Source organism: Pedomonas sp. V897 (assembly GCF_051304405.1).
GTDB lineage: Bacteria > Pseudomonadota > Alphaproteobacteria > Sphingomonadales > Sphingomonadaceae > Pedomonas.
Window position 1 is genome coordinate 338,897 of record NZ_JBPPGG010000002.1, and the last position, 18,070, is coordinate 356,966.

Annotated in this window: 19 protein-coding genes and 1 riboswitch; of the genes, 9 read left to right on the forward strand and 10 right to left on the reverse strand. The window is 68.6% G+C overall.

The genetic code is table 11. The features are described 5' to 3' along the window. Position 1: 1 nt before the first annotated feature. Both cpaB and ACSJJU_RS07560 read right to left on the reverse strand, forming a co-directional pair. Positions 2 to 895, reverse strand: a complete 894-nt coding sequence (gene cpaB, locus ACSJJU_RS07555) for a Flp pilus assembly protein CpaB (protein WP_435914721.1) — start codon at positions 893 to 895, stop codon at positions 2 to 4. Positions 896 to 927: 32 nt separating this feature from the next. Next, complete coding sequence (locus ACSJJU_RS07560) at positions 928 to 1,410, reverse strand: A24 family peptidase (RefSeq protein WP_435914722.1); 483 nt, start codon at positions 1,408 to 1,410, stop codon at positions 928 to 930. Positions 1,411 to 1,459: 49 nt separating this feature from the next. Between ACSJJU_RS07560 and ACSJJU_RS07565 the strand changes: the two genes are divergently transcribed. Beyond that, positions 1,460 to 2,419: an alpha/beta fold hydrolase gene (locus ACSJJU_RS07565; RefSeq protein ID WP_435914723.1), complete on the forward strand. Its 960-nt coding sequence runs from the start codon at positions 1,460 to 1,462 to the stop codon at positions 2,417 to 2,419. Continuing rightward, positions 2,412 to 3,536 carry an NAD(P)/FAD-dependent oxidoreductase gene (locus ACSJJU_RS07570; protein ID WP_435914724.1) on the forward strand — a complete coding sequence of 375 codons (1,125 nt, stop codon included), beginning with the start codon at positions 2,412 to 2,414 and terminating at the stop codon, positions 3,534 to 3,536. The genes ACSJJU_RS07565 and ACSJJU_RS07570 overlap by 8 nt, the downstream gene beginning before the upstream one ends. Positions 3,537 to 3,682: 146 nt before the next feature. On the opposite strand, the gene mscL is transcribed toward ACSJJU_RS07570, so the two are convergent. The 4 genes from mscL to ispH all read right to left on the reverse strand — a co-directional run bounded on the left by mscL (position 3,683) and on the right by ispH (position 6,618). Then, entirely contained in the window at positions 3,683 to 4,120 is a 438-nt protein-coding gene (gene mscL / locus ACSJJU_RS07575) for a large conductance mechanosensitive channel protein MscL (protein WP_435914725.1), read from the reverse strand. A gap of 94 nt (positions 4,121 to 4,214) precedes the next feature. Then, positions 4,215 to 4,667, reverse strand: a complete 453-nt coding sequence (rnhA, locus tag ACSJJU_RS07580) for a ribonuclease HI (protein ID WP_435914726.1) — start codon at positions 4,665 to 4,667, stop codon at positions 4,215 to 4,217. Next, the gene (thrB, locus tag ACSJJU_RS07585; RefSeq protein WP_435914727.1) at positions 4,664 to 5,629 is read right to left on the reverse strand and encodes a homoserine kinase; all 966 of its coding nucleotides are present in this window, start codon (positions 5,627 to 5,629) and stop codon (positions 4,664 to 4,666) included. Before thrB ends, rnhA begins: the two co-directional genes overlap by 4 nt. Positions 5,630 to 5,676: 47 nt before the next feature. Continuing rightward, a complete protein-coding gene (ispH, locus tag ACSJJU_RS07590) occupies positions 5,677 to 6,618 on the reverse strand; it encodes a 4-hydroxy-3-methylbut-2-enyl diphosphate reductase (protein ID WP_435914728.1) in 942 nt (313 codons plus the stop codon). A gap of 293 nt (positions 6,619 to 6,911) precedes the next feature. On the opposite strand from ispH, the gene ACSJJU_RS07595 reads away from it, so the two are divergent. The 6 genes from ACSJJU_RS07595 to gcvPB all read left to right on the forward strand — a co-directional run bounded on the left by ACSJJU_RS07595 (position 6,912) and on the right by gcvPB (position 12,895). Further along, positions 6,912 to 7,247: an energy transducer TonB family protein gene (locus tag ACSJJU_RS07595; RefSeq protein ID WP_435914729.1), complete on the forward strand. Its 336-nt coding sequence runs from the start codon at positions 6,912 to 6,914 to the stop codon at positions 7,245 to 7,247. 127 nt (positions 7,248 to 7,374) lie between these two features. Further along, complete coding sequence (locus ACSJJU_RS07600) at positions 7,375 to 8,067, forward strand: hypothetical protein (RefSeq protein ID WP_435914730.1); 693 nt, start codon at positions 7,375 to 7,377, stop codon at positions 8,065 to 8,067. Positions 8,068 to 8,151: 84 nt separating this feature from the next. After that, a riboswitch (glycine riboswitch) is annotated at positions 8,152 to 8,246 on the forward strand. Between the two features lie 171 nt (positions 8,247 to 8,417). Further along, on the forward strand, positions 8,418 to 9,551 hold the full coding sequence (gene gcvT, locus ACSJJU_RS07605; RefSeq protein ID WP_435914731.1) for a glycine cleavage system aminomethyltransferase GcvT: 1,134 nt from the start codon (positions 8,418 to 8,420) through the stop codon (positions 9,549 to 9,551). 20 nt (positions 9,552 to 9,571) lie between these two features. Beyond that, positions 9,572 to 9,946, forward strand: coding sequence for a glycine cleavage system protein GcvH (gene gcvH / locus ACSJJU_RS07610; RefSeq protein ID WP_435914732.1), 375 nt, complete (start codon positions 9,572 to 9,574; stop codon positions 9,944 to 9,946). A gap of 22 nt (positions 9,947 to 9,968) precedes the next feature. After that, positions 9,969 to 11,339, forward strand: coding sequence for an aminomethyl-transferring glycine dehydrogenase subunit GcvPA (gene gcvPA, locus ACSJJU_RS07615; protein ID WP_435914733.1), 1,371 nt, complete (start codon positions 9,969 to 9,971; stop codon positions 11,337 to 11,339). Further along, a complete protein-coding gene (gcvPB, locus tag ACSJJU_RS07620) occupies positions 11,333 to 12,895 on the forward strand; it encodes an aminomethyl-transferring glycine dehydrogenase subunit GcvPB (RefSeq protein ID WP_435914734.1) in 1,563 nt (520 codons plus the stop codon). The genes gcvPA and gcvPB overlap by 7 nt, the downstream gene beginning before the upstream one ends. Positions 12,896 to 13,151: 256 nt before the next feature. Here gcvPB and ACSJJU_RS07625 read toward each other — a convergent pair whose 3' ends face one another. The 4 genes from ACSJJU_RS07625 to ACSJJU_RS07640 all read right to left on the reverse strand — a co-directional run bounded on the left by ACSJJU_RS07625 (position 13,152) and on the right by ACSJJU_RS07640 (position 17,336). Further along, complete coding sequence (locus tag ACSJJU_RS07625; RefSeq protein ID WP_435914735.1) at positions 13,152 to 14,813, reverse strand: FAD-dependent oxidoreductase; 1,662 nt, start codon at positions 14,811 to 14,813, stop codon at positions 13,152 to 13,154. A 58-nt stretch (positions 14,814 to 14,871) separates the two neighbouring features. Beyond that, positions 14,872 to 15,699: an anti-sigma factor family protein gene (locus ACSJJU_RS07630; RefSeq protein ID WP_435914737.1), complete on the reverse strand. Its 828-nt coding sequence runs from the start codon at positions 15,697 to 15,699 to the stop codon at positions 14,872 to 14,874. Continuing rightward, on the reverse strand, positions 15,686 to 16,252 hold the full coding sequence (locus ACSJJU_RS07635) for a sigma-70 family RNA polymerase sigma factor (protein WP_435914738.1): 567 nt from the start codon (positions 16,250 to 16,252) through the stop codon (positions 15,686 to 15,688). The genes ACSJJU_RS07630 and ACSJJU_RS07635 overlap by 14 nt, the downstream gene beginning before the upstream one ends. A gap of 202 nt (positions 16,253 to 16,454) precedes the next feature. Then, positions 16,455 to 17,336, reverse strand: a complete 882-nt coding sequence (locus tag ACSJJU_RS07640; RefSeq protein WP_435914739.1) for an inositol monophosphatase family protein — start codon at positions 17,334 to 17,336, stop codon at positions 16,455 to 16,457. Positions 17,337 to 17,473: 137 nt separating this feature from the next. On the opposite strand from ACSJJU_RS07640, the gene msrA reads away from it, so the two are divergent. Beyond that, positions 17,474 to 18,010 (forward strand): peptide-methionine (S)-S-oxide reductase MsrA, encoded by a 537-nt coding sequence (gene msrA / locus ACSJJU_RS07645; RefSeq protein WP_435914740.1) that lies wholly within the window; start codon positions 17,474 to 17,476, stop codon positions 18,008 to 18,010. Positions 18,011 to 18,070 lie beyond the last annotated feature (60 nt).

Here is an 18,070-nt window from a genome sequence, read left to right on the forward strand (position 1 = left end):
GTTATTTTGCTCCAGTCTCGGCCATGGAAGCCTGGTTGCCCCGCACGACCACAACCCCGCGGGTGCGGGGCGGGGAGGCCTTGGCGCCGCCGCCGCCCGATGACGACCGGGCGTTGACGAAGCGGGTCACTTCCGATGCGGTGGTAAAGGACGGGGCGTGGTCGCTCGGCAGGGCCGGGCGCACCCGGCCGTCGGCATCCACCGTGTCCTCGGTGTCGGCGAGGGGACGCAGGCTGAGCGACAGATTGCCCAGCTGCTCCATGATGTTGATCTTCTCCACCTGCTTGGGCGTCACCTCCAGCGTGGCGGTGCCGCCCGGCTTGGGCTTGTTGTCCTCGTTGGTGGTGTTCTGGTCGATGGCCAGCACCCGCACATTGCGGATGACGGTTTCGGACACATCGAGCCGGGGACCATCGCCCCGCTCCACCTCGTGGGTGACGACCAGATCCACCCGGTCGCCGGGGAAGATGAAGCCCGCAACGCCCGAGGTCTGGGAGATGGAGACGGTGATCGCCCGCATGCCGGGCGTCAGGACGGCGGCGAGGAAGCCGCGATCGTTCGGCCCCACCACCGCATCGCGGGTGATCGGCTGGCCGGCCAGAAACGCGCTGCGCAGAACCTTGCCGGTCATCTCGCCAAGCGGCGTGCCGTCCCGCACGTAGGAGTCGTCAATCGCCGACTCCGGCCAGGGCTGCCACTTCAGATCCTCGGTCTGGAGAATGCGCCCGGCCGGCAGGGTGCGGGCCGCCACCAGCACTTTCGTCTCGGCGACCTCGCGGGACGCAGTGGCAGGCGGGGTCTCATCGTTGCCCGACATCAGGGCCCGCGCCATCAGCGCGGTCACCACGGCAATGATCAGGGCTGCGACCGCTAGTATGAGACTGCGAAGGTTCATGCCGTCCTCTCTCGCGTCCGAACTGCGGGCAGTTATACGGAGGAAAGTTTAATGATTTCTTCGAGCAACAGAGCGCACCCCCCGAGGGCAATGGCGACCCCGTAGGGAACGGCGCGGCTGGATTGCCCGCGCAGGCGGCGCACGACAACCAGAACAAGCGCCTCCAGCCCGCCGAACAGCGCGATGAGAAATACCAGCTCCAGGGTCTGCGCCGCCGGAACCCACAGCGCCAGCGCCGCCGCCAGTTTGACATCGCCGCCGCCCATGGCCCCGAGGGCGAAGAGCGCGGCGAACCCGGCAAAGACCAGCGCGGCCACCCCGATCTGGTAGACAAGCAGAGGCAACAGGTCCGCGCCGCCCGCAAGGCTGGTGGCGATCCAGTAGGGCAGGGCGAGCCCCGCCACCACGAGGCACAGCCGGTTGGAGATGCGATACCGGCGCACATCGCCCACTGCGGCGATGACCAGCAGGGCAAGCAGCGCTATGAGAAGGACAAGCCGGATGAGTTCCCACATGCGGCAAGGTTCACATGCAAAGCTGAAGAAAGTGGAAATCTCCCCTCCCATGCAGACCCCCTCCGCCTCGGCCCGGCGTGCCTTCCCTCCGCAGACGGAAATCCGGGACTGGCGCGCCGCCGACGGCTGGCCCATGCGCACCCTGCGCTGCCTGCCGGAGGGCGCAGCGCGCGGCACCATCGTCTTTCTCAATGGCCGGGCGGATTTTCTGGAGAAGTATCTGGAGAGCTACGCCGCCTTTCTTGATTGGGGCTACGCGGTGGCCTCGCTCGACTGGCGGGGGCAGGGGATGTCGGGACGCCTGGCCGACCACCCCCACAAGGGGCATCAGGAGAGCTTCGACACCCTGGTCGGCGACCTGGCGGGCTGGGTCGAGGACCTGCGGCGGGACATGCCGGGGCCCCTTCATCTGGTGGCCCACTCCATGGGCGGGCATATCGGCCTGCGCTACCTCGCCGAACATCCGGGCGCGATTCGGCGGGCGGTGCTGCTGGCGCCCATGCTGGGCATTCGCACCGGGGGCATCCCGATCCCGGTCGCCCGGCAACTGGCGCGCTGGATGACCGGGCGCGGGCGGGGCGGCGACTTCGCCCTGACCCAGAAGCCCCACGGCGCGCAGGCCCTGTCTCCCGTCCGGCAGGCGGCGCTGACCGGTGACAACGAGCGGTTTGCCGACGAGATCTGGTGGGTGGAACGGAACCCGGCGCTGGCGCTGGGCGGCGTGACCTGGGGCTGGCTGGATGCCGCCTTCCAGTCCCTTGATCGGCTGGCCGCGCCCGGCTACCTGCAACGGGTGGAGACGCCCGTTCTCATGTTGATGCCGGAAAACGAGCAGGTGGTGGACCCGGCGGCCGCACGGCGTGCGGCGGCGCGTCTGCCGCACTGCCTGCTCAAGGTGGTGCCGGGCGGGCGGCACGAGCTGCTGCGGGATGTGGACGCGGTGCGGAACGCGGCGCTGGCGGAGATCCGCGCGGCGCTGGACGGGACGGAAGGTCAGGCGCGTGGCTGAGGCGTATGACGTGATCGTGGTGGGCGGCGGCATTGCCGGCGCGTCCCTGGCCGGGAGCCTCGGGCCCGATCTCAGGGTGCTGCTGCTGGAGGGCGAGGACTTCCCCGGCTACCACACCACCGGCCGCTCTGCCGCCTTCTATAGCGAAACCTACGGCGGCCCCCGGGTGCAGCCGCTCACCACCGCGTCGCTGCCGTTTTTTCTCGACCCGCCCGAGGCGTTCGGCGCGCCGCTGGTGAAGGCGCCGCGCGGGGCGCTGTATGTGGGCCGGGCGGAGCAGCGCGGCGCGGTCGAGGCCATGTACGCCCTGTACCCCGGCCTCGGGCTGGCGATCGTCGGGCCGGAGGATATCGCCGCCCGCGCCCCGGCGCTGCGGCCGGAGTGGCGCGCGGCGGCGGTGTGGGAGCCGGGCGTGCGCGACATCCAGACCAGCGCCCTGCACGAGGGGTTTCTGCGCCAGCTGCGCCGCAACGGCGGCACGGTGCTGACCGGCCGGCGGGTGACGGCGCTGGCGCGGGAGGGCGGGCTCTGGCGCGTCCATTGCGGGGCGGAGGTGCACGCTGCGCCCACGGTCGTCAACGCCGCTGGCGCCTGGGCGGACGAGGTGGCGCGGCTGGCGGGCGTCGCGCCCGTTGGCCTGACGCCGATGCGCCGGACCATGGTGGTGCTGCGGGTGCCGCCCGGGGAGTTTCGCCCCGAGATGCCGCTGGTGCTGGATGTGGACGGCAGCTTCTACTTCAAGCCGGACGCGGGCACCTACTGGCTCTCTCCCCATGACGAGACTCCGACCGTGCCGTGCGATGCCCAGCCGGAGGAGCTGGACGTGGCGGTGGCGCTCGACCGGCTGGAGAAGGCGACGACGCTGACCATCGGCCGCCCCGAGCGGGTGTGGGCAGGCCTCAGGACCTTCGCGCCGGACCGGGTGCCGGTCTACGGCTTCGAGCCGGACGTGCCGGGCTTCTTCTGGTGCGCGGGGCAGGGCGGCTTCGGTATGCAGACCGCGCCCGCCGCCGGGGCGCTGTGCGCCAGCCTCCTCAAGGGCGAGCCCGTGCCCGAAGCCCTGAGGGCAGCGGGCGTGGACCCGGCGGCCTACAGCCCGGCGCGCTTCCGCAGATAGAATCCGCAAACAGAAAAGGGCGTGCCCGTCTCTCTCGCGCACGCCCCGATCCCGGTTAAGGGATGTGCAGGAGGGGCAAGCCCCTCCTGCCATTTCTTCTTTTGGATCTTTTTCTTCTGGTGTTGCCTCTGCTGCCGTGCCGGGCCTTACGACTTCGCCTTCAGCACGTCGCGGATTTCGCGCAGCAGCTGCACGTCCTCGGGCGTCGGCGGCGGCGCGGCCGGAGCCTCTTCCTTGGCCGGACGGCGCAGCATGTTCGCGCCCTTGACGATCCAGAAGACGACGAACGCCAGCAGGATGAAGTTCAGCGCCACGGTGATGAACTGGCCGTAGCCCAGCACGGGCACGCCCGCCGCCACCAGCGACTGGTAGGTCTCCGGCCCTTCGAAGTTGGCCGGGACCTCCCCGAGCTTGAGGTAGAGGTTGCTGAAATCCGGCGTGCCGACAATGGCCGAGACCAGCGGCATGATGAGGTCGTTGACGACCGAATCGATGATCTTGTTGAACGCCGCGCCGATGATGACACCGACCGCCAGGTCGAGCACATTGCCGCGCAGGGCGAATTCTCTGAATTCCTTGAGCATTCCAGGTGCCCCCGAAGATGAATGACGGCGCGGATGATAGCCTTGGGGCGGCCGGGTCGGCCAGCATTCTTAAATTGCTGGCAGCAAGTTTGACTCAGGCGCCCCGGCGGATTTCCGCGATGCCGAGGCGGGCCAGTTCGTCGGCGCGCTCGTTCTCCGGGTGGCCGGAGTGGCCCTTGATCCAGCGCCACTCGATCTTGTGCGGGCGGGCCGCCTCGGCCAGCGCCTGCCACAGCTCGGCGTTCTTGACCGGCTTCTTGTCCGCCGTCTTCCAGCCGTTGCGCTGCCAGTTGAACATCCACTTGGTAATGCCGTCGCGCACGTAGACGCTGTCCGTGGTCAGCACCACATGGCAGGGCCGCTTGAGCGCGCGCAGCGCCTCGATGGCCGCCATCAGCTCCATGCGGTTGTTGGTGGTGTGGGGCTCGCCGCCGTGGATTTCCTTGACGTGCTCGCCCGCGCGCAGGATCGCGCCCCAGCCGCCCGGGCCCGGATTGCCGGAGCAGGCGCCATCGGTGAAGATTTCGACCGTCGCCCGCTCGCTCATGATGCCACCGCGAACAGGCGGGCGGCCTGCTCCCGGAAGAAGGTGAGTCGGCGGGCGTAGGCCAGCGGGTCCTTGCGGGTGACGATGGCATCGGCGGGGGTGTTCACCCAGTCGTAGGCGCGGGTGAGCAGGAAGCGCAGCGCCGCGCCCTGGCAGAGGAGGGGCAGGGCGGCGCGCTCGGCCCGCTCCAGCGGACGCACGCTCTCGTAGCCCGCGAGGAACGCGTCGGTCAGCGGCTGGTGATAGGTGTGGCCGTCGCTGCTGAAGCACCAGGCGTTGAGGCACACGGCCACGTCATAGGCCCAGGCGTCGTTTGCGGCGAAGTAGAAGTCGATGAGGCCGGTGACCGCCGCCCCGTGCACCAGCACGTTGTCCGGGAACAGGTCGGCATGGATGGGGCCGGAGGGCAGCCCCTGGGGCCAGGCCGCGCCGATTTCGGCGAGGGCGGTGTCGATGAGCCCGCGCAGGCCCGGCGCGATGCCGTCCGCCTCGGCGCGGATGCTGGAGGCCAGCCGCCGCCAGCCCTCGACCGACAGGTCATTGGGCCGGGTGAGGGGGAAGTCCGCCGCCGCCAGGTGCAGGCGCGCCAGCGCCGCGCCCACGTTGCGGCACTGCTCGGCCGTCGGCTCGGTCACCGAGACGCCGGAGAGAAACTCGATGAGGCAGGCGGGGCGGCCCGCCAGCCGGTGCAGGGTCTCGCCCGCCCGGTTGGGAATGGGGCGCGGCACCGGCAGGTGGCGGTCCGCCAGATGACCGGTGAGCCCCAGGAAGTAGGGGAGGTCCTCCACCCGCACCCGCTTCTCGTAGAGGGTGAGGATGAAGCGGCCCTGCTCGGTCTCGATCAGGTAGTTGCTGTTCTCGACGCCCTCGGCGATGCCCTTGGCGCTGAGTAGGCCGCCGATGTCGAAGTCCGCCAGAAACGCTTCCAGCGCCTCGGTCGATACATGGGTGTAGACTGCCACGCGGCCCCCCTCGCTTCCTTCCTTCGGTCGTCGACAAGTATCCGGTATCAGGCGGTCAAGGCGCGCGGCAGCTTGAACTCGATATCCTCGGTGGTGGTGGTGACGTGCTCGATGGCGAGCGTGAACCGCGTGCCGAGCGCACCGATCACTTCCTCCACCAGCACCTCGGGCGCGGACGCCCCGGCGGTGATGCCGACGCAGGCGACACCCTCGAACCACGACCAGTCGATATCGCCCGCCCGCTGAACGAGCCGGGCCCGCGCGCCGCAGCGCTCCGCCACTTCCACCAGCCGGAGCGAGTTGGAGGAGTTGGGCGCGCCGATGACCAGCACCAGCTGGGCACGGTCGGCAATGGCCTTCACCGCATCCTGCCGGTTGGTGGTGGCGTAGCAGATGTCCTCCTTCTTCGGGCCTTCGAGCGCGGGGAAGCGCTCCTGAAGAATGGAGACGATCTCGGCCGTGTCGTCCACCGACAGGGTGGTCTGGGTGATGTAGGCGAGGTTTTCCGGGTTCTCGACCTCGATGGTGCGGGCGTCCTCGGCGGTCTCGATGAGCGAGATGGCGCCTTCCTCCAGCTGCCCCATGGTGCCGATCACCTCCGGGTGGCCGGCGTGGCCGATCATCAGGATGTGCCGCCCCTGCGCCGAATGGCGCTCCGCCTCCCGGTGCACCTTGCTCACCAGCGGGCAGGTGGCGTCCACATAGAGCATCCGGCGGCGCTCCGCCTCGGCCGGAACCGACTTGGGCACGCCGTGGGCGGAGAAGATCACCGGCACACCTTCCGGCACCTCGTCCAGCTCGTCGACGAACACCGCGCCCTTGGCCTGGAGCGTCTCCACGACGAAGCGGTTGTGCACGATTTCGTGCCGGACATAAACCGGAGCGCCGAACCGCTCGATGGCCAGCTCGACGATCTTGATGGCGCGATCCACACCCGCGCAGAACCCGCGCGGATTGGCGACCAGTACGGAAAGGGAAGGCAGGGTCATGGGCCGGTCTATAGCCGGATTGGCCGCCAAAACAAACGCCGGAATTGTCTCAGGCGGCGGTTCCCGCCGGCCGGCTGCGTCATTTCATTGCCGGTTGGCGGTGGGTGCTAGGGGCGATCGTTGCTCGAATAAAGATACATCATTACGTCAACTGATCATTTACCTTTTTGATCTAGGTCAAGAATGGTGATCGGGGCGTTACGCGCAACTAACGATGCCGTCCGCAACCGTTTTGAGTCACCGAGGATCGAGAAAGGCAGAAGAAGAAGATGTTCGGGAAGTTTGCTCGCACGATGGCTCTCGCGGCGACTGCCGCAGCGGCCGTAACCGGCGCCGTCTCTCCGGCCCACGCGCAGGACGCGGCCTGGCAGAAGAAGGTTGCCCAGCTGATCGCTGACAACTTCAGCTATCCCCGCTCGGCGCAGGTGCGCGGCGAGGAAGGCACGGCCAAGGTCAAGGTGACGATGGATGCGAGCGGCCGAATCACCGGCGTCGAGCTGGTGGAGGCCACCTCCTCGGATATTCTCAACCGCGAGGCCGAGAAGATCATGACCAAGATCGGCAGCTTCCCGCCGCCGCCGGCCGGCGTGACCAGCCTGGTGGTGCCGATCAGCTGGAAGCTCAGCTAATCTCCGCATCGGCCCGGGGGCCGAAGGTTTCGCGAGCCGTTCGACGCAAGGCGTCGAGCGGCTCGCTTGCGTCTGGAGCGAAGCCTGCCTACTGTGCGGGCCGCAATTGTCGGCGGGAGAGGTATGCATGGCCACTGGAATGATGCCAGCCAAGGGAATTGACGCTCTGACGAACCTGCGCCGTCTGGCGGGCAGGGGCGGTTTCTGGGGCAAGGCTGGCCTCGTGGCGGTGACGGCCTCGGCGCTGCTGGCCGGGTGCGCGAGCAACCCGCTGGAGGTGCGGCGCACCCTGTGCCCGGCAACCGCCGTGCCCCAGCACGCGGGCTCGCTCACCTTCTTCTCGCCGCCCTCCAGCCGCACGGCGGACGCGGTGGTGGCGAGCGCCACCATCTTCGGCCTGGAAAACCACTGCGTGGAAAGCGCGCCCAGGGTGACGAACAACCTGCGCTTCACCATCGGCGCGCAGCGTCCCAATGCGGCGGCGGCCCAGACCATCACCGTGCCCTACTTCGTGGCGGTGGTGAAGGAGGGCAATCAGATCGTCTCCAAGCAGGTCTACGAGGCCACGCTCACCTTCGAGCCGGGCAGTGTGCGCACCGAGGCGGTGCAGACCGTGCAGGCGGCGATCGACCGGGCCGAAGCACTCAAGCTGGCCGGGCCCGACCACGATCAGGACAAAAAGAAGAAGAAGCGCAAGCGCGGCGAGCCGGTGCAGCCGGAGGACCTGTTCTTCGACGCCAAGCCCAAGGCCAGCGGCTTTGAAATTCTGGTGGGCTTCCAGCTCACCGATGCGCAGGTTTACTACAACATCGCCCACTAGCACCGTGAATCGCGCAGGCTTCATCTGACAAACAGTTGACTTGGCGTGCGCGACTCATAGGGTGTGCGGGCTGCGGAGCAATCCGACACCAGCGCGGGAGAGGCCGGCGGGCACCACCGTCCGGCGCCGAAGGAGCAACCGCCCCGGAATCTCTCAGGCAAAAGAACCGCGCCGGTGAACAGCACTCTGGAAAGCATTCGCGGGGGCGTCCCTTCCCGAGGGACCCTTGCGAATCACCGAAGGGGTAAGCGGCTGCCGGTCCAACGGCGGCTCGCGAAAGCTCTCAGGTTCCGTGACAGAGGGGGCAAACTCGTCCGACAAGGGACGGCTTTTGTCACGGAGAAGACCCTATGGCCGACGCGCCCGCAGAAAACCTCGCCCGCACGCCGCTCTATGACCTTCATGTGTCGCTGGGCGCCCGCATGGTGCCGTTCGCCGGCTACGCCATGCCGGTGCAGTACCCGACCGGCATCATGGCCGAGCACCGCTGGACCCGCGACAGCGCGGGGCTGTTCGACGTCTCCCACATGGGGCAGGTGCTGCTGAGCGGCGACAACGCGGACGCCGCGCTCGAGACCCTCGTACCGGGCGAGATCCGCGCCCTGCAACCGGGCCGGATGCGCTACTCGCTGCTGCTGAACGAGACGGGCGGCACGCTTGATGATCTGATGATCACCCGCCGGGAGCAGGACCTCTATGTGGTCGTCAACGGCGCGTGCAAGCACGACGACATCGCCCACATGCGCCGCCACCTGGAGCCGAAGGGCGTGACGGTGACCTACCGGGACGACCTGGCGCTGCTGGCGCTCCAGGGCCCGAAGGCGGTGGAGGCCCTGTCGCGCCTGGTGCCGGGCGTCGTCAACCTGACCTTCATGACCGCCGGCCGGTTCAACTGGGAGGGGACTCCGCTGTGGGTGTCCCGCTCCGGCTACACCGGCGAGGACGGCTTCGAGATTTCGCTGCCCGCAAGCATTGCAACCGATTTCGCCCGCGCGCTGCTGGACCAGCCGGAGGTGAAGCCCATCGGCCTTGGCGCGCGCGACTCCCTGCGGCTGGAGGCGGGCCTGCCGCTCTACGGCCATGACCTTTCCACCGAGATCACGCCGGTCGAGGCCGGCCTCGGTTTCGCCATTTCCAAGCGGCGCAAGATCGAGGGCGGCTTCCTCGGCGCGGAGGTGGTGCTGAACCAGATCCTGAACGGCACCGCCCGCAAGCGCGTCGGGCTGAAGCTGGAGGGCCGCCAGCCCGCCCGCGAGGGCGCGAACGTGCTGGCCGGGGACGGCCAGGTCATCGGCGTTGTCACCAGCGGCGGCTTCGGGCCGACGGTGGACGCGCCGATCGCCATGGCGTTTGTCGATGCCGCCCATGCCGCCGACGGCACCCGGCTTCTCATCGATGTGCGCGGCCGCCAGCTGCCGGCGACCGTGGTGCCGATGCCGTTCGTGCCGCATCGTTACGTTCGTTTTTCCAGCCAACAGGCGTAAGGCCAAAAGGGGTAAGGTTCATGACCGTCTATTTCACCAAGGATCATGAGTGGGTGCGGGTCGAGGGCGACACCGGCACCGTGGGCATCACCGACTACGCGCAGGGCCAGCTGGGCGACGTGGTGTATGTGGAGCTGCCGGAGATCGGCCGCACCGTCTCCCAGGGCGATGAACTCGCCGTGGTGGAGTCGGTGAAGGCGGCTTCGGAAGTCTATGCGCCGGTCTCGGGCGAGGTGGTCGAGGTGAACGATGCCCTCAACGGCGAGCCGGGCCTCGTGAACTCCGGCGCCGAGGGCGAGGGCTGGTTTGCCCGCGTCCGCCTGTCCGACGCTGCCGAACTGGACGCGCTCATGACCGAGGCGGCCTACAAGGACTACGTGGCGAGCCTCGCCTAACTTCTGTTCTCGAGGAACCGGGATGCGTTACCTGCCCCACATGGATGCCGACCGCCAGGCAATGCTGGCGGAGATCGGCGTCAAGCACATCGACGAACTGTTCCGGGATGTGCCCGCGTCGGCCCTGCTGAAGGAGCCCGTCAAGACGCTGCCCAACCACGCCAGCGAGCTTGAGGTCGAGCGCACGCTCTCGCGTATGGCCGGCCGCAACACGGCGGCAAGCCAGGTGCCGTTCTTCATCGGCTGCGGCGCGTACAAGCACCATGTGCCGGCAAGCGTGGACCACCTGATCCAGCGCGGCGAGTTCCTGACCAGCTACACGCCGTACCAGCCGGAAATCGCGCAGGGCACGCTCCAGTATCTGTTCGAGTTCCAGACCCAGGTGGCGCGGCTGACCGGCATGGAGGTGGCCAACGCCTCCATGTACGACGGCTCGACCGCCACCACCGAGGCCATCTTCATGGCCCGCCGCATCACCCGCCGGAAAAAGGCGCTGATCTCGGCGGGCGTCCACCCGCACTACGTGGACGTGGCCAGGGCGCTGGCCAAGGTGACGGGCGACGAGCTGGTCGTCGGCACGCCTGCGCTCACCGAGGGCAAGCCTGGCGGCGACTACGAGCAGCTGCTCGCCCGGATCGACAAGGAGACCTCCTGCGTCGTCGTGCAGAACCCGAACCTGTTCGGCCACGTGGCGGACCTCTCCGAACTGGCGGAGGCCTGCCACGCCAACGGCGCGCTGCTGGTGGTGGTGGTGACGGAAGTCGTCTCGCTCGGCCTCATGAAGTCGCCGGGCGAGATGGGCGCGGACATCGTGGTGGGTGAGGGCCAGTCCATCGGCAACGGCCTCAACTTCGGCGGTCCGTACCTGGGCCTGTTCGCCTGCCGCGAGAAGTTCGTGCGCCAGATGCCGGGCCGCCTGTGCGGCGAGACCGTCGATGCGGACGGCCGCCGGGGCTATGTGCTGACGCTCTCCACCCGCGAGCAGCACATCCGCCGCGAGAAGGCGACCTCCAACATCTGCACCAACTCGGGGCTGTGCGCGCTGGCGTTCACCATTCACCTGAGCCTGCTCGGCGAAGCCGGCCTGCGGAGGCTCGCCGAATTCAACCACGCCCGCGCGGTGCAGACCGCCGAGCGGCTGGCGAAGGTGCCGGGCGTCACCGTGGTGAACGACACCTTCTTCAACGAATTCACCATCCGCCTGAGCAAGCCCTCCCGCGACGTGGTGCGCGAGCTGGGCAACCGGGGCATCCTGGCGGGCGTGGCGCTGAGCCGCCTCTACCCGACCGAGACGGCCCTGCACGACGGCGTCGTGCTGGCCGTGACCGAAACCGTTACCGAATCCGACATCGAGGCCCTGGCCAAGGGTCTTGAGGAGGTGCTGTCATGCTGAACCGCCAGGGACGTCCCACGGGCGCCGGCGACGCCGCGTCGGGTGAAGGCTTTGCCACCTTCACCGGCCACAAGGGCCTCGACCTCAACGAACCGCTGATCTTCGAGATCGGCCGCATCGACCGCACCGGCGTCGATGTGCCGGAGGCGCCGAAGGTGGCCTCGCGCCTCGGCGGGCTGGAGCGCAAGGCGGCCATCGGCCTGCCGGGCCTCTCCGAGCCGGAGGCAGTGCGTCACTACACCCGCCTCAGCCGCAAGAACTACGCCATCGACATGGGCCTGTTCCCGCTGGGTTCCTGCACCATGAAGCACAACCCGCGCCTCAACGAGAAGATGGCGCGGCTGCCGGGCTTTGCGGACATTCACCCGCTCCAGCCGCAGGACACGGTGCAGGGTGCGCTGGAGCTGATCGATACGGTCGCCCACTGGCTGCTGGAGCTGACCGGCATGGCGGGCGTTGCCATGTCGCCCAAGGCGGGCGCCCACGGCGAGCTGTGCGGCCTGCTCACCATCCGCGCCGCGCTCGAAGCCCGGGGCGATGTCCGCCAGGTGGTGCTGGTGCCGGAATCGGCCCACGGCACCAACCCGGCGACGGCGGCCTTCTGCGGCTATCGCGTCGAGGAGATTCCGGCGGGCCCCAACGGCCGGGTGGATCTGGAGGCGCTGAAGGCGCGGCTGGGCCCGGATGTGGCGGCGATCATGCTGACCAATCCGAACACCTGCGGCCTGTTCGAGCCGGACATCATCAAGATCGCCGAGGCCGTGCACGCGGCCGGCGCGTTCTTCTACTGCGACGGCGCGAACTTCAACGCCATCATGGGCAAGGTGCGCCCGGGTGACCTGGGCATCGACGCCATGCACATCAACCTGCACAAGACCTTCTCCACGCCGCACGGCGGCGGCGGTCCTGGTGCGGGTCCGGTGGTGTTCTCCGAGGCGCTGGCCCCGTTCGCACCGCTGCCGTATGTCCGCAAGACGGCGGAGCGGTTCGAGCTGGTGGAGCACCTGGGCGAGGGCGGCGACAGGAGCTTCGGCCGCATGGTCGCCTTCCACGGCCAGATGGGCATGTTCGTGCGCGCGGCCAGCTACATGCTGAGCCACGGCGCGGACGGCCTGCGTCAGGCCGCCGAGGATGCGGTGCTCAATGCCAACTACATCATGGCCCGGCTGAAGGATGTGATGACCCCGGCGTTCGAGGGTCCGTGCATGCATGAGGCCCTGTTCGACGACCGCTTCCTCAAGGACACGGGCGTGACCACCCTCGACTTCGCCAAGGCGATGATCGACGAGGGTTACCACCCCATGACCATGTACTTCCCGCTGGTGGTCCACGGCGCCATGCTGATCGAGCCGACGGAAACCGAAAGCCGCGCCGCGCTCGACGAGTTCATTGGTGCGCTGCGCGCGCTGGCGGAAGCGGCGAAGAACGGTGACAAGGAGCGCTTCACGGCCGCGCCGCACTTCGCGCCGGTCAAGCGGCTCGACGAAACCCGCGCCGCCCGCCAGCCGGTGCTGACGTACAAGGCTCCGGCAGAGGTGAAAGCCGCCGCGGAGTAGGGCTTTCCGGGAGAGTTTCCTGCAGGAGGGGCTTGCCCCTCCTGCACCTCCCGTTCGCTTGCAGGGACGCAGCCTTTGGGGCCGCGTCCCTTTTTTTGTCTCTCCGGCACGCAGGGAAACGCGGCCCGAAAAAATGAAGGGAGGTGCGGAGGGTCCGCGACCCTCCGCGAAAAAAAACAGTCCCGATTGCGGGAAGAAAAAAGGCCGGAGCGGGAGGCTCCGGCCAGGCAGGTAGGTGATCAGCTACCGAAGGGTCTCAGCGCGCCGCAACCTTCTGCGGGGCCGAATAGATGGTCTGCGGGACGAAAACGTCCTCCCGCTCCTTGCGGACGGCCAGGTGCTCACCCAGCCGCACGGCCAGGGCCGCGATGGTGAGGGTGGGGTTGGCCCAGCCGGAGGTGGGGAAGACGGAGCTGCCCGCCACGTAGAGGTTGTCGATGCCGTGGACCCGGCAATCCGCGTCGACGACGCCGGTACGCGGGCTGGCCGACATGCGGGTCGTGCCCATGTGGTGATAGCCGCCGAACGAGTGGGAGCTGATGAGCGGATCGGTCTGCCACAGCGGGCCGTCCTCGTTCAGCCAGTCCTGCGTCTCGACCCGGCCCAGCCCGGTGCGCTGGAGCATGGCGTCGAAATGGCGGTTGATCACCTGGAGGGTGCGCTTGTCGATGTCGGCGAAGCGCCAGTCCAGCTCCACCCGGGGGATGCCGAAGGCGTCGCGCCGGTTGCCGAGGCGGACCCGGCTCGACGGGTTGGGCGCCTGCTCGGCCCGCACCACAATGGCCAGCTCGCGCCGCCCGGACTTCAGCAGCAGCCAGGGGCGCAGCGGGTCGATGTGCTCGTGCAGCCAGACCGCGCTCTGCTTGGTGAACATCCACAGCCGCCGCCCGGCCTCGGTCGGCGGCAGGCGGTGCTTGAGCGTGTTATAGAGCTTGAGCGGCAGGAACATGGACGCATCCGCCGACTGGCGCGCGCCCAGGGTGAAGGCGGTGTTGAGAATGCCCTCGCGCTCCTGGAGTGCCCGGCTCGGGCGCAGGAGCGCGGCGAGGCGGGTGCCCCGGTGCCGGTGGGAGCGGGCCAGCACCTTGAGCAGCGGCCAGCTGCGCTCGGTGACAACCCGTCCGCCCCGCGCGTGGGGGTGTTCCATGAAGTAGCGGCCCACCTGATCGTAGGCATTGCCGAGACCGTTCTTCCACACATCGTTGGAGGCCAGCAGCAGGCGGGCATTCTCGATGCCGCCCGCCGCCAGCACATAGCGCTGGGCGCGAACAATGGCCTTGTGTCCGGCCATGTCGCGGGCAACCACGTGGTCGATGCGGCTGCCGTCCTCCGTCGCCTGGATGCGGGTGACGGTGGCATGCAGCCAGACCTGCGCCCGCGGATGGCCGGTCACGTCCTCGATGTTGCGGTGGGTGAAGCGGTTGAAGCGGGTGTCGAACCGCCAGTAGCCCACCTCAAGGGCGGAATCGGACGCCTGCGCCAGACGCTTCGCCTCGGCATCCAGCCAGCCCGGCACCTCGGCCTCGGCGGGCATGTCGAAGGTCTTCCACGCGGCCCGGTAGTGTTCCGCGAGGTCGTCCTTGGAAATGGGCCAGCCGCTGTGCGGCACCCACGGCTTGGCCTCGAAATCCTCGGGGTCCAGCTCCGCCAGACGGCCGCCCCAGATGGCGGTGGTGCCGCCGAGCAGACGCAGCCGGGATTCCTGAAGCTCGTAGTAAGGGAAGCCGGTGTTGTCGCCATCCCCGAGACGGTGGATGGGGTCCTCGTGATCGCGTCCGCCGCTTTCCAGCAGGCAGACGTGAACGCCGCGGGCCAGCAGCGTGCGGGCAAGGGTCAGTCCGGCAACGCCGCTACCGATGATGCAGACGTCCGTGTTGATGGTCAGGCTGGAGGGGGCCTCGTGCAAATCAGCAAGCATGGGGGAACAATCCAGAACAGAACAGTGACAGGGGATGCAGACGCAACGGGTTGGACGGTCAGTGGGCGGGGGGATGAGCCGCGGCGCTTCTGCCGGCGGCCATGTCGTTCAGGCTCGCCAGCAATTGTGTGGCTGCGGCTTGCAGATCAGCCTCGGGCGCCTTGCCCACGAGGGCGTAGGCGAGGTCGCCGGATTGCCAGAAGGCCGCCGTTCCCTCGCCAACCGTCGTGACATGAAATTCGGAAGTCAGGTCGGACGGGCGCGGGGCGACGAACAGGGTGACGACGCCGAGCGAGCCCGCATCGGCCGTGACGCCGATGCTGTAGCCTTCATCCCAGGGGTAGACCTGCACGTCGTGCACGGTCCAGGTCGACGGCAGCTCGGGCAGGGCCAGTCTGGTCTCCGTCCACAGCTCGACCGGATCGTAGTTGACCGCCTCGATCTGCGAGACCATGCGCTGGCGCAGGTTGAGTGCCCGCTGGGCATCCAGCGCGTCGTCCACAAAGGCCAGCGTTGCGGCCTCGCTGCGCTGGTTGGCGCTGCCGAACGGCTGGATGGCGCTGACGACGATCCAGCCGACGGTGATGGCCGCCGCCAGCCCGGTGAGCCGGAGCGCATGGCGGCGCCACGACTGGCGCTTCAGCCCCTGCTGGAGCCGGACGGCGTCCTCCAGAAGGCGGCCGGAGGGCGCATCCTGACTCTGGGCGAACAGGCGCAGGGCATCGGTGGTGCGCAGGGCGGCCATCAGGTCCGCCGCCGCCTCCGGGTGACGGGACAGATAGTCCTCCACCTCGATGCGCCGGGCATCATCCAGTTGCCCGTCCATGTAGGCCTGCAAGTCGAACTCGGTGATCGAGGACGGTTGGGGGAAATCATTTCTCGCCATTGGAACCCCTAACCAGTTTGAGCGGAACGGAAGAGGACGGAGCCGGCCTCGACGCGGGCGCGGCCGCGAGGTCGAACTCCCTCAGGCTCGCGCGCGCCCGGGACAGGCGGGACATGAGGGTGCCGACCGGAATGCCGAGCGCCTCGGCGGCTTCCTGGTAGGACAGCCCCTCGACCGCCACCAGGTGGAGCGCGGCGCGCTGGGCCTCGGGCAGGCGGGTGAACGCCTGATGGATCTGGCAGAGCTGCACCCGGGTGTCGGCATCGACCGGAAGCGGGGCAGGCGCGGCCGCCATGGTCTCGGCTGCCATGGTCTCGACCGCCTTCTCCTCCATCTGGCGGCGGCGGTGGCCGTCGACAAACTGGTTGTGCAGGATGGAGAACAGCCAGGGGCGCAGCGCCCGGCGGTCGTCATAGGAGCCCCGGCGCTCGTAGGCCCGCACCAGGGTCTCGTGGACCAGCTCCTCCGCGTCGGCCGGCTCGCGGACGAGCGCGCGCGCATAGCGCAGCAGCGCCGGCAGCAAACCAACCACGTCGAAGGATTTGTCCGTCATGCCCCATGTACGGACCAGGGCGGTCATTTATTCCGTCTGGTCCCCAAAAAATTTTCGCGGGGCAGATGGCCCATGGTCGTGACAAAAAAATGGCGGCCTGCCCGATCGCAGACCGCCCGAGTTCATTACAGGCTGCCACTCCCGTAGCTAACGCGACAGGGCTGGAGAAGTTCGCCGCCTGTCGGCGAGCTGAGGCAGATTGTCAGGCTGGCCAGGCTGGCCCGCCCCGTAAGCGGTCGTCGGCTCGGCGGTGAGCAGCGGTGCCGGGCACCAGCGACAGGTCCGGGTAGGAGGCGCGGCAGGCTTCGTCCCAGACATCCGGGTGGGCGGCGATGAGCCCGAGGCGCGGGGCGCAGTAGGGGCGGTAGAGGCTGCCGTCCGGGTGGGCGATCCGCGCCCCCGCTTCCAGCGCGATGAGGGCCGGGGCGGCATGGTCCCAGGGCAGGAGGCGCCAGTAGGAGGCGGCATCGATCCCGCCCGCGACGAGGCGCAGATATTCGTGGCCGGCGCACATCATGGGCTCGACCTGCTCGATGGTGTCCAGCCGGGCGGCGGCCGTGATCTCGGGCGGCCAGAACCGCACCGAGACGGAAACCCGCACCGGGCCGGGTCGACGCGCCGGCAGGCGGACCCGCGCGCCGTTGATGTAGGCACCGCCGCCGGGGCGGGCTTCGGCCATGCGGTCGCCCCGCGGGTCGTAGACGAAGGCGGCGCGGGTTTCGTTGCCCTGCACCAGCGCCACCATCACGGCGAACCGGGGATCGCCGCTGGCGAAGTTGGCGGTGCCGTCGATGGGGTCGATCACCCACACCGGCTCGGCGGCGGCCAGCCGGTGAATGACCTCCGGCGCAGCGGCGACCGCTTCCTCGCCCACCACCAGCGCACCGGGGAGGAGTTTGAGGAGGCCTTCGGTCAGCAGCGCCTCGGCCTCCTCGTCGGCGATGGTGACGAGATCATCCGCGCCGGATTTCTCCCGGATCTCGTGGCTGGCAAGCGCCTGGAAGCGGGGGAGGATCACCCGCTCGGCGGTCTCCCGCAGCAGGGCGGGAACCTCGCCGAGGGCACGCTCGATCTGTGGGGTCATGACGGCGTCTCTTTCCATTCCGGGCCGGGCGGGTCTATAGTCCGGCGGCAGCGCGCGCGGTCATCCGGGACATCCGGCCTTGTTTCATGCGTTCCCGCTGCTTCTACACATTTTTCTGGCAAGCGTGAGATCGAGTTATGGCGCAAACCGAAACGGCCATTCTGGCAGCCGGGTGCTTCTGGTGCGTGGAGGCGGTGTTCGACGACCTGGTCGGGGTCCACTCGGTGGAATCCGGCTACATCGGCGGGCACGTGGACAACCCCACCTACCGCCAGGTGTGCGACGAGGACACGGGCCACGCCGAAGCGGTGCGGATCACGTTCGACCCGGCGCAGATCAGCTACGACGAGCTGCTGGACGTGTTCTTCCACATCCACGATCCGACCACGCTGAACCGCCAGGGCAACGACGTGGGCGAGCAGTACCGCTCCGCCATCTTCTACCTGAACGACGCCCAGAAGGTGGCCGCCGAAAAGGCGATCGCGGCGGCGCAGGCCGAATGGGACGACCCGATCGTGACCCAGGTGACGCCCGCCACCACCTTCTGGCAGGCGGAGGACTACCACCAGGAGTATTTCGCCAACAATCCGAACCAGCCCTACTGCGCCGCCGTGGTGGGGCCGAAGGTGCGCAAGTTCCGCGAGAAATACGCCCATCGCCTGAAGTACCGCTGAGACGCCGGCACCTGGCGAAACGTGAAAACGGCGGCCCCGAGGCCGCCGTTTCCGTGTCTG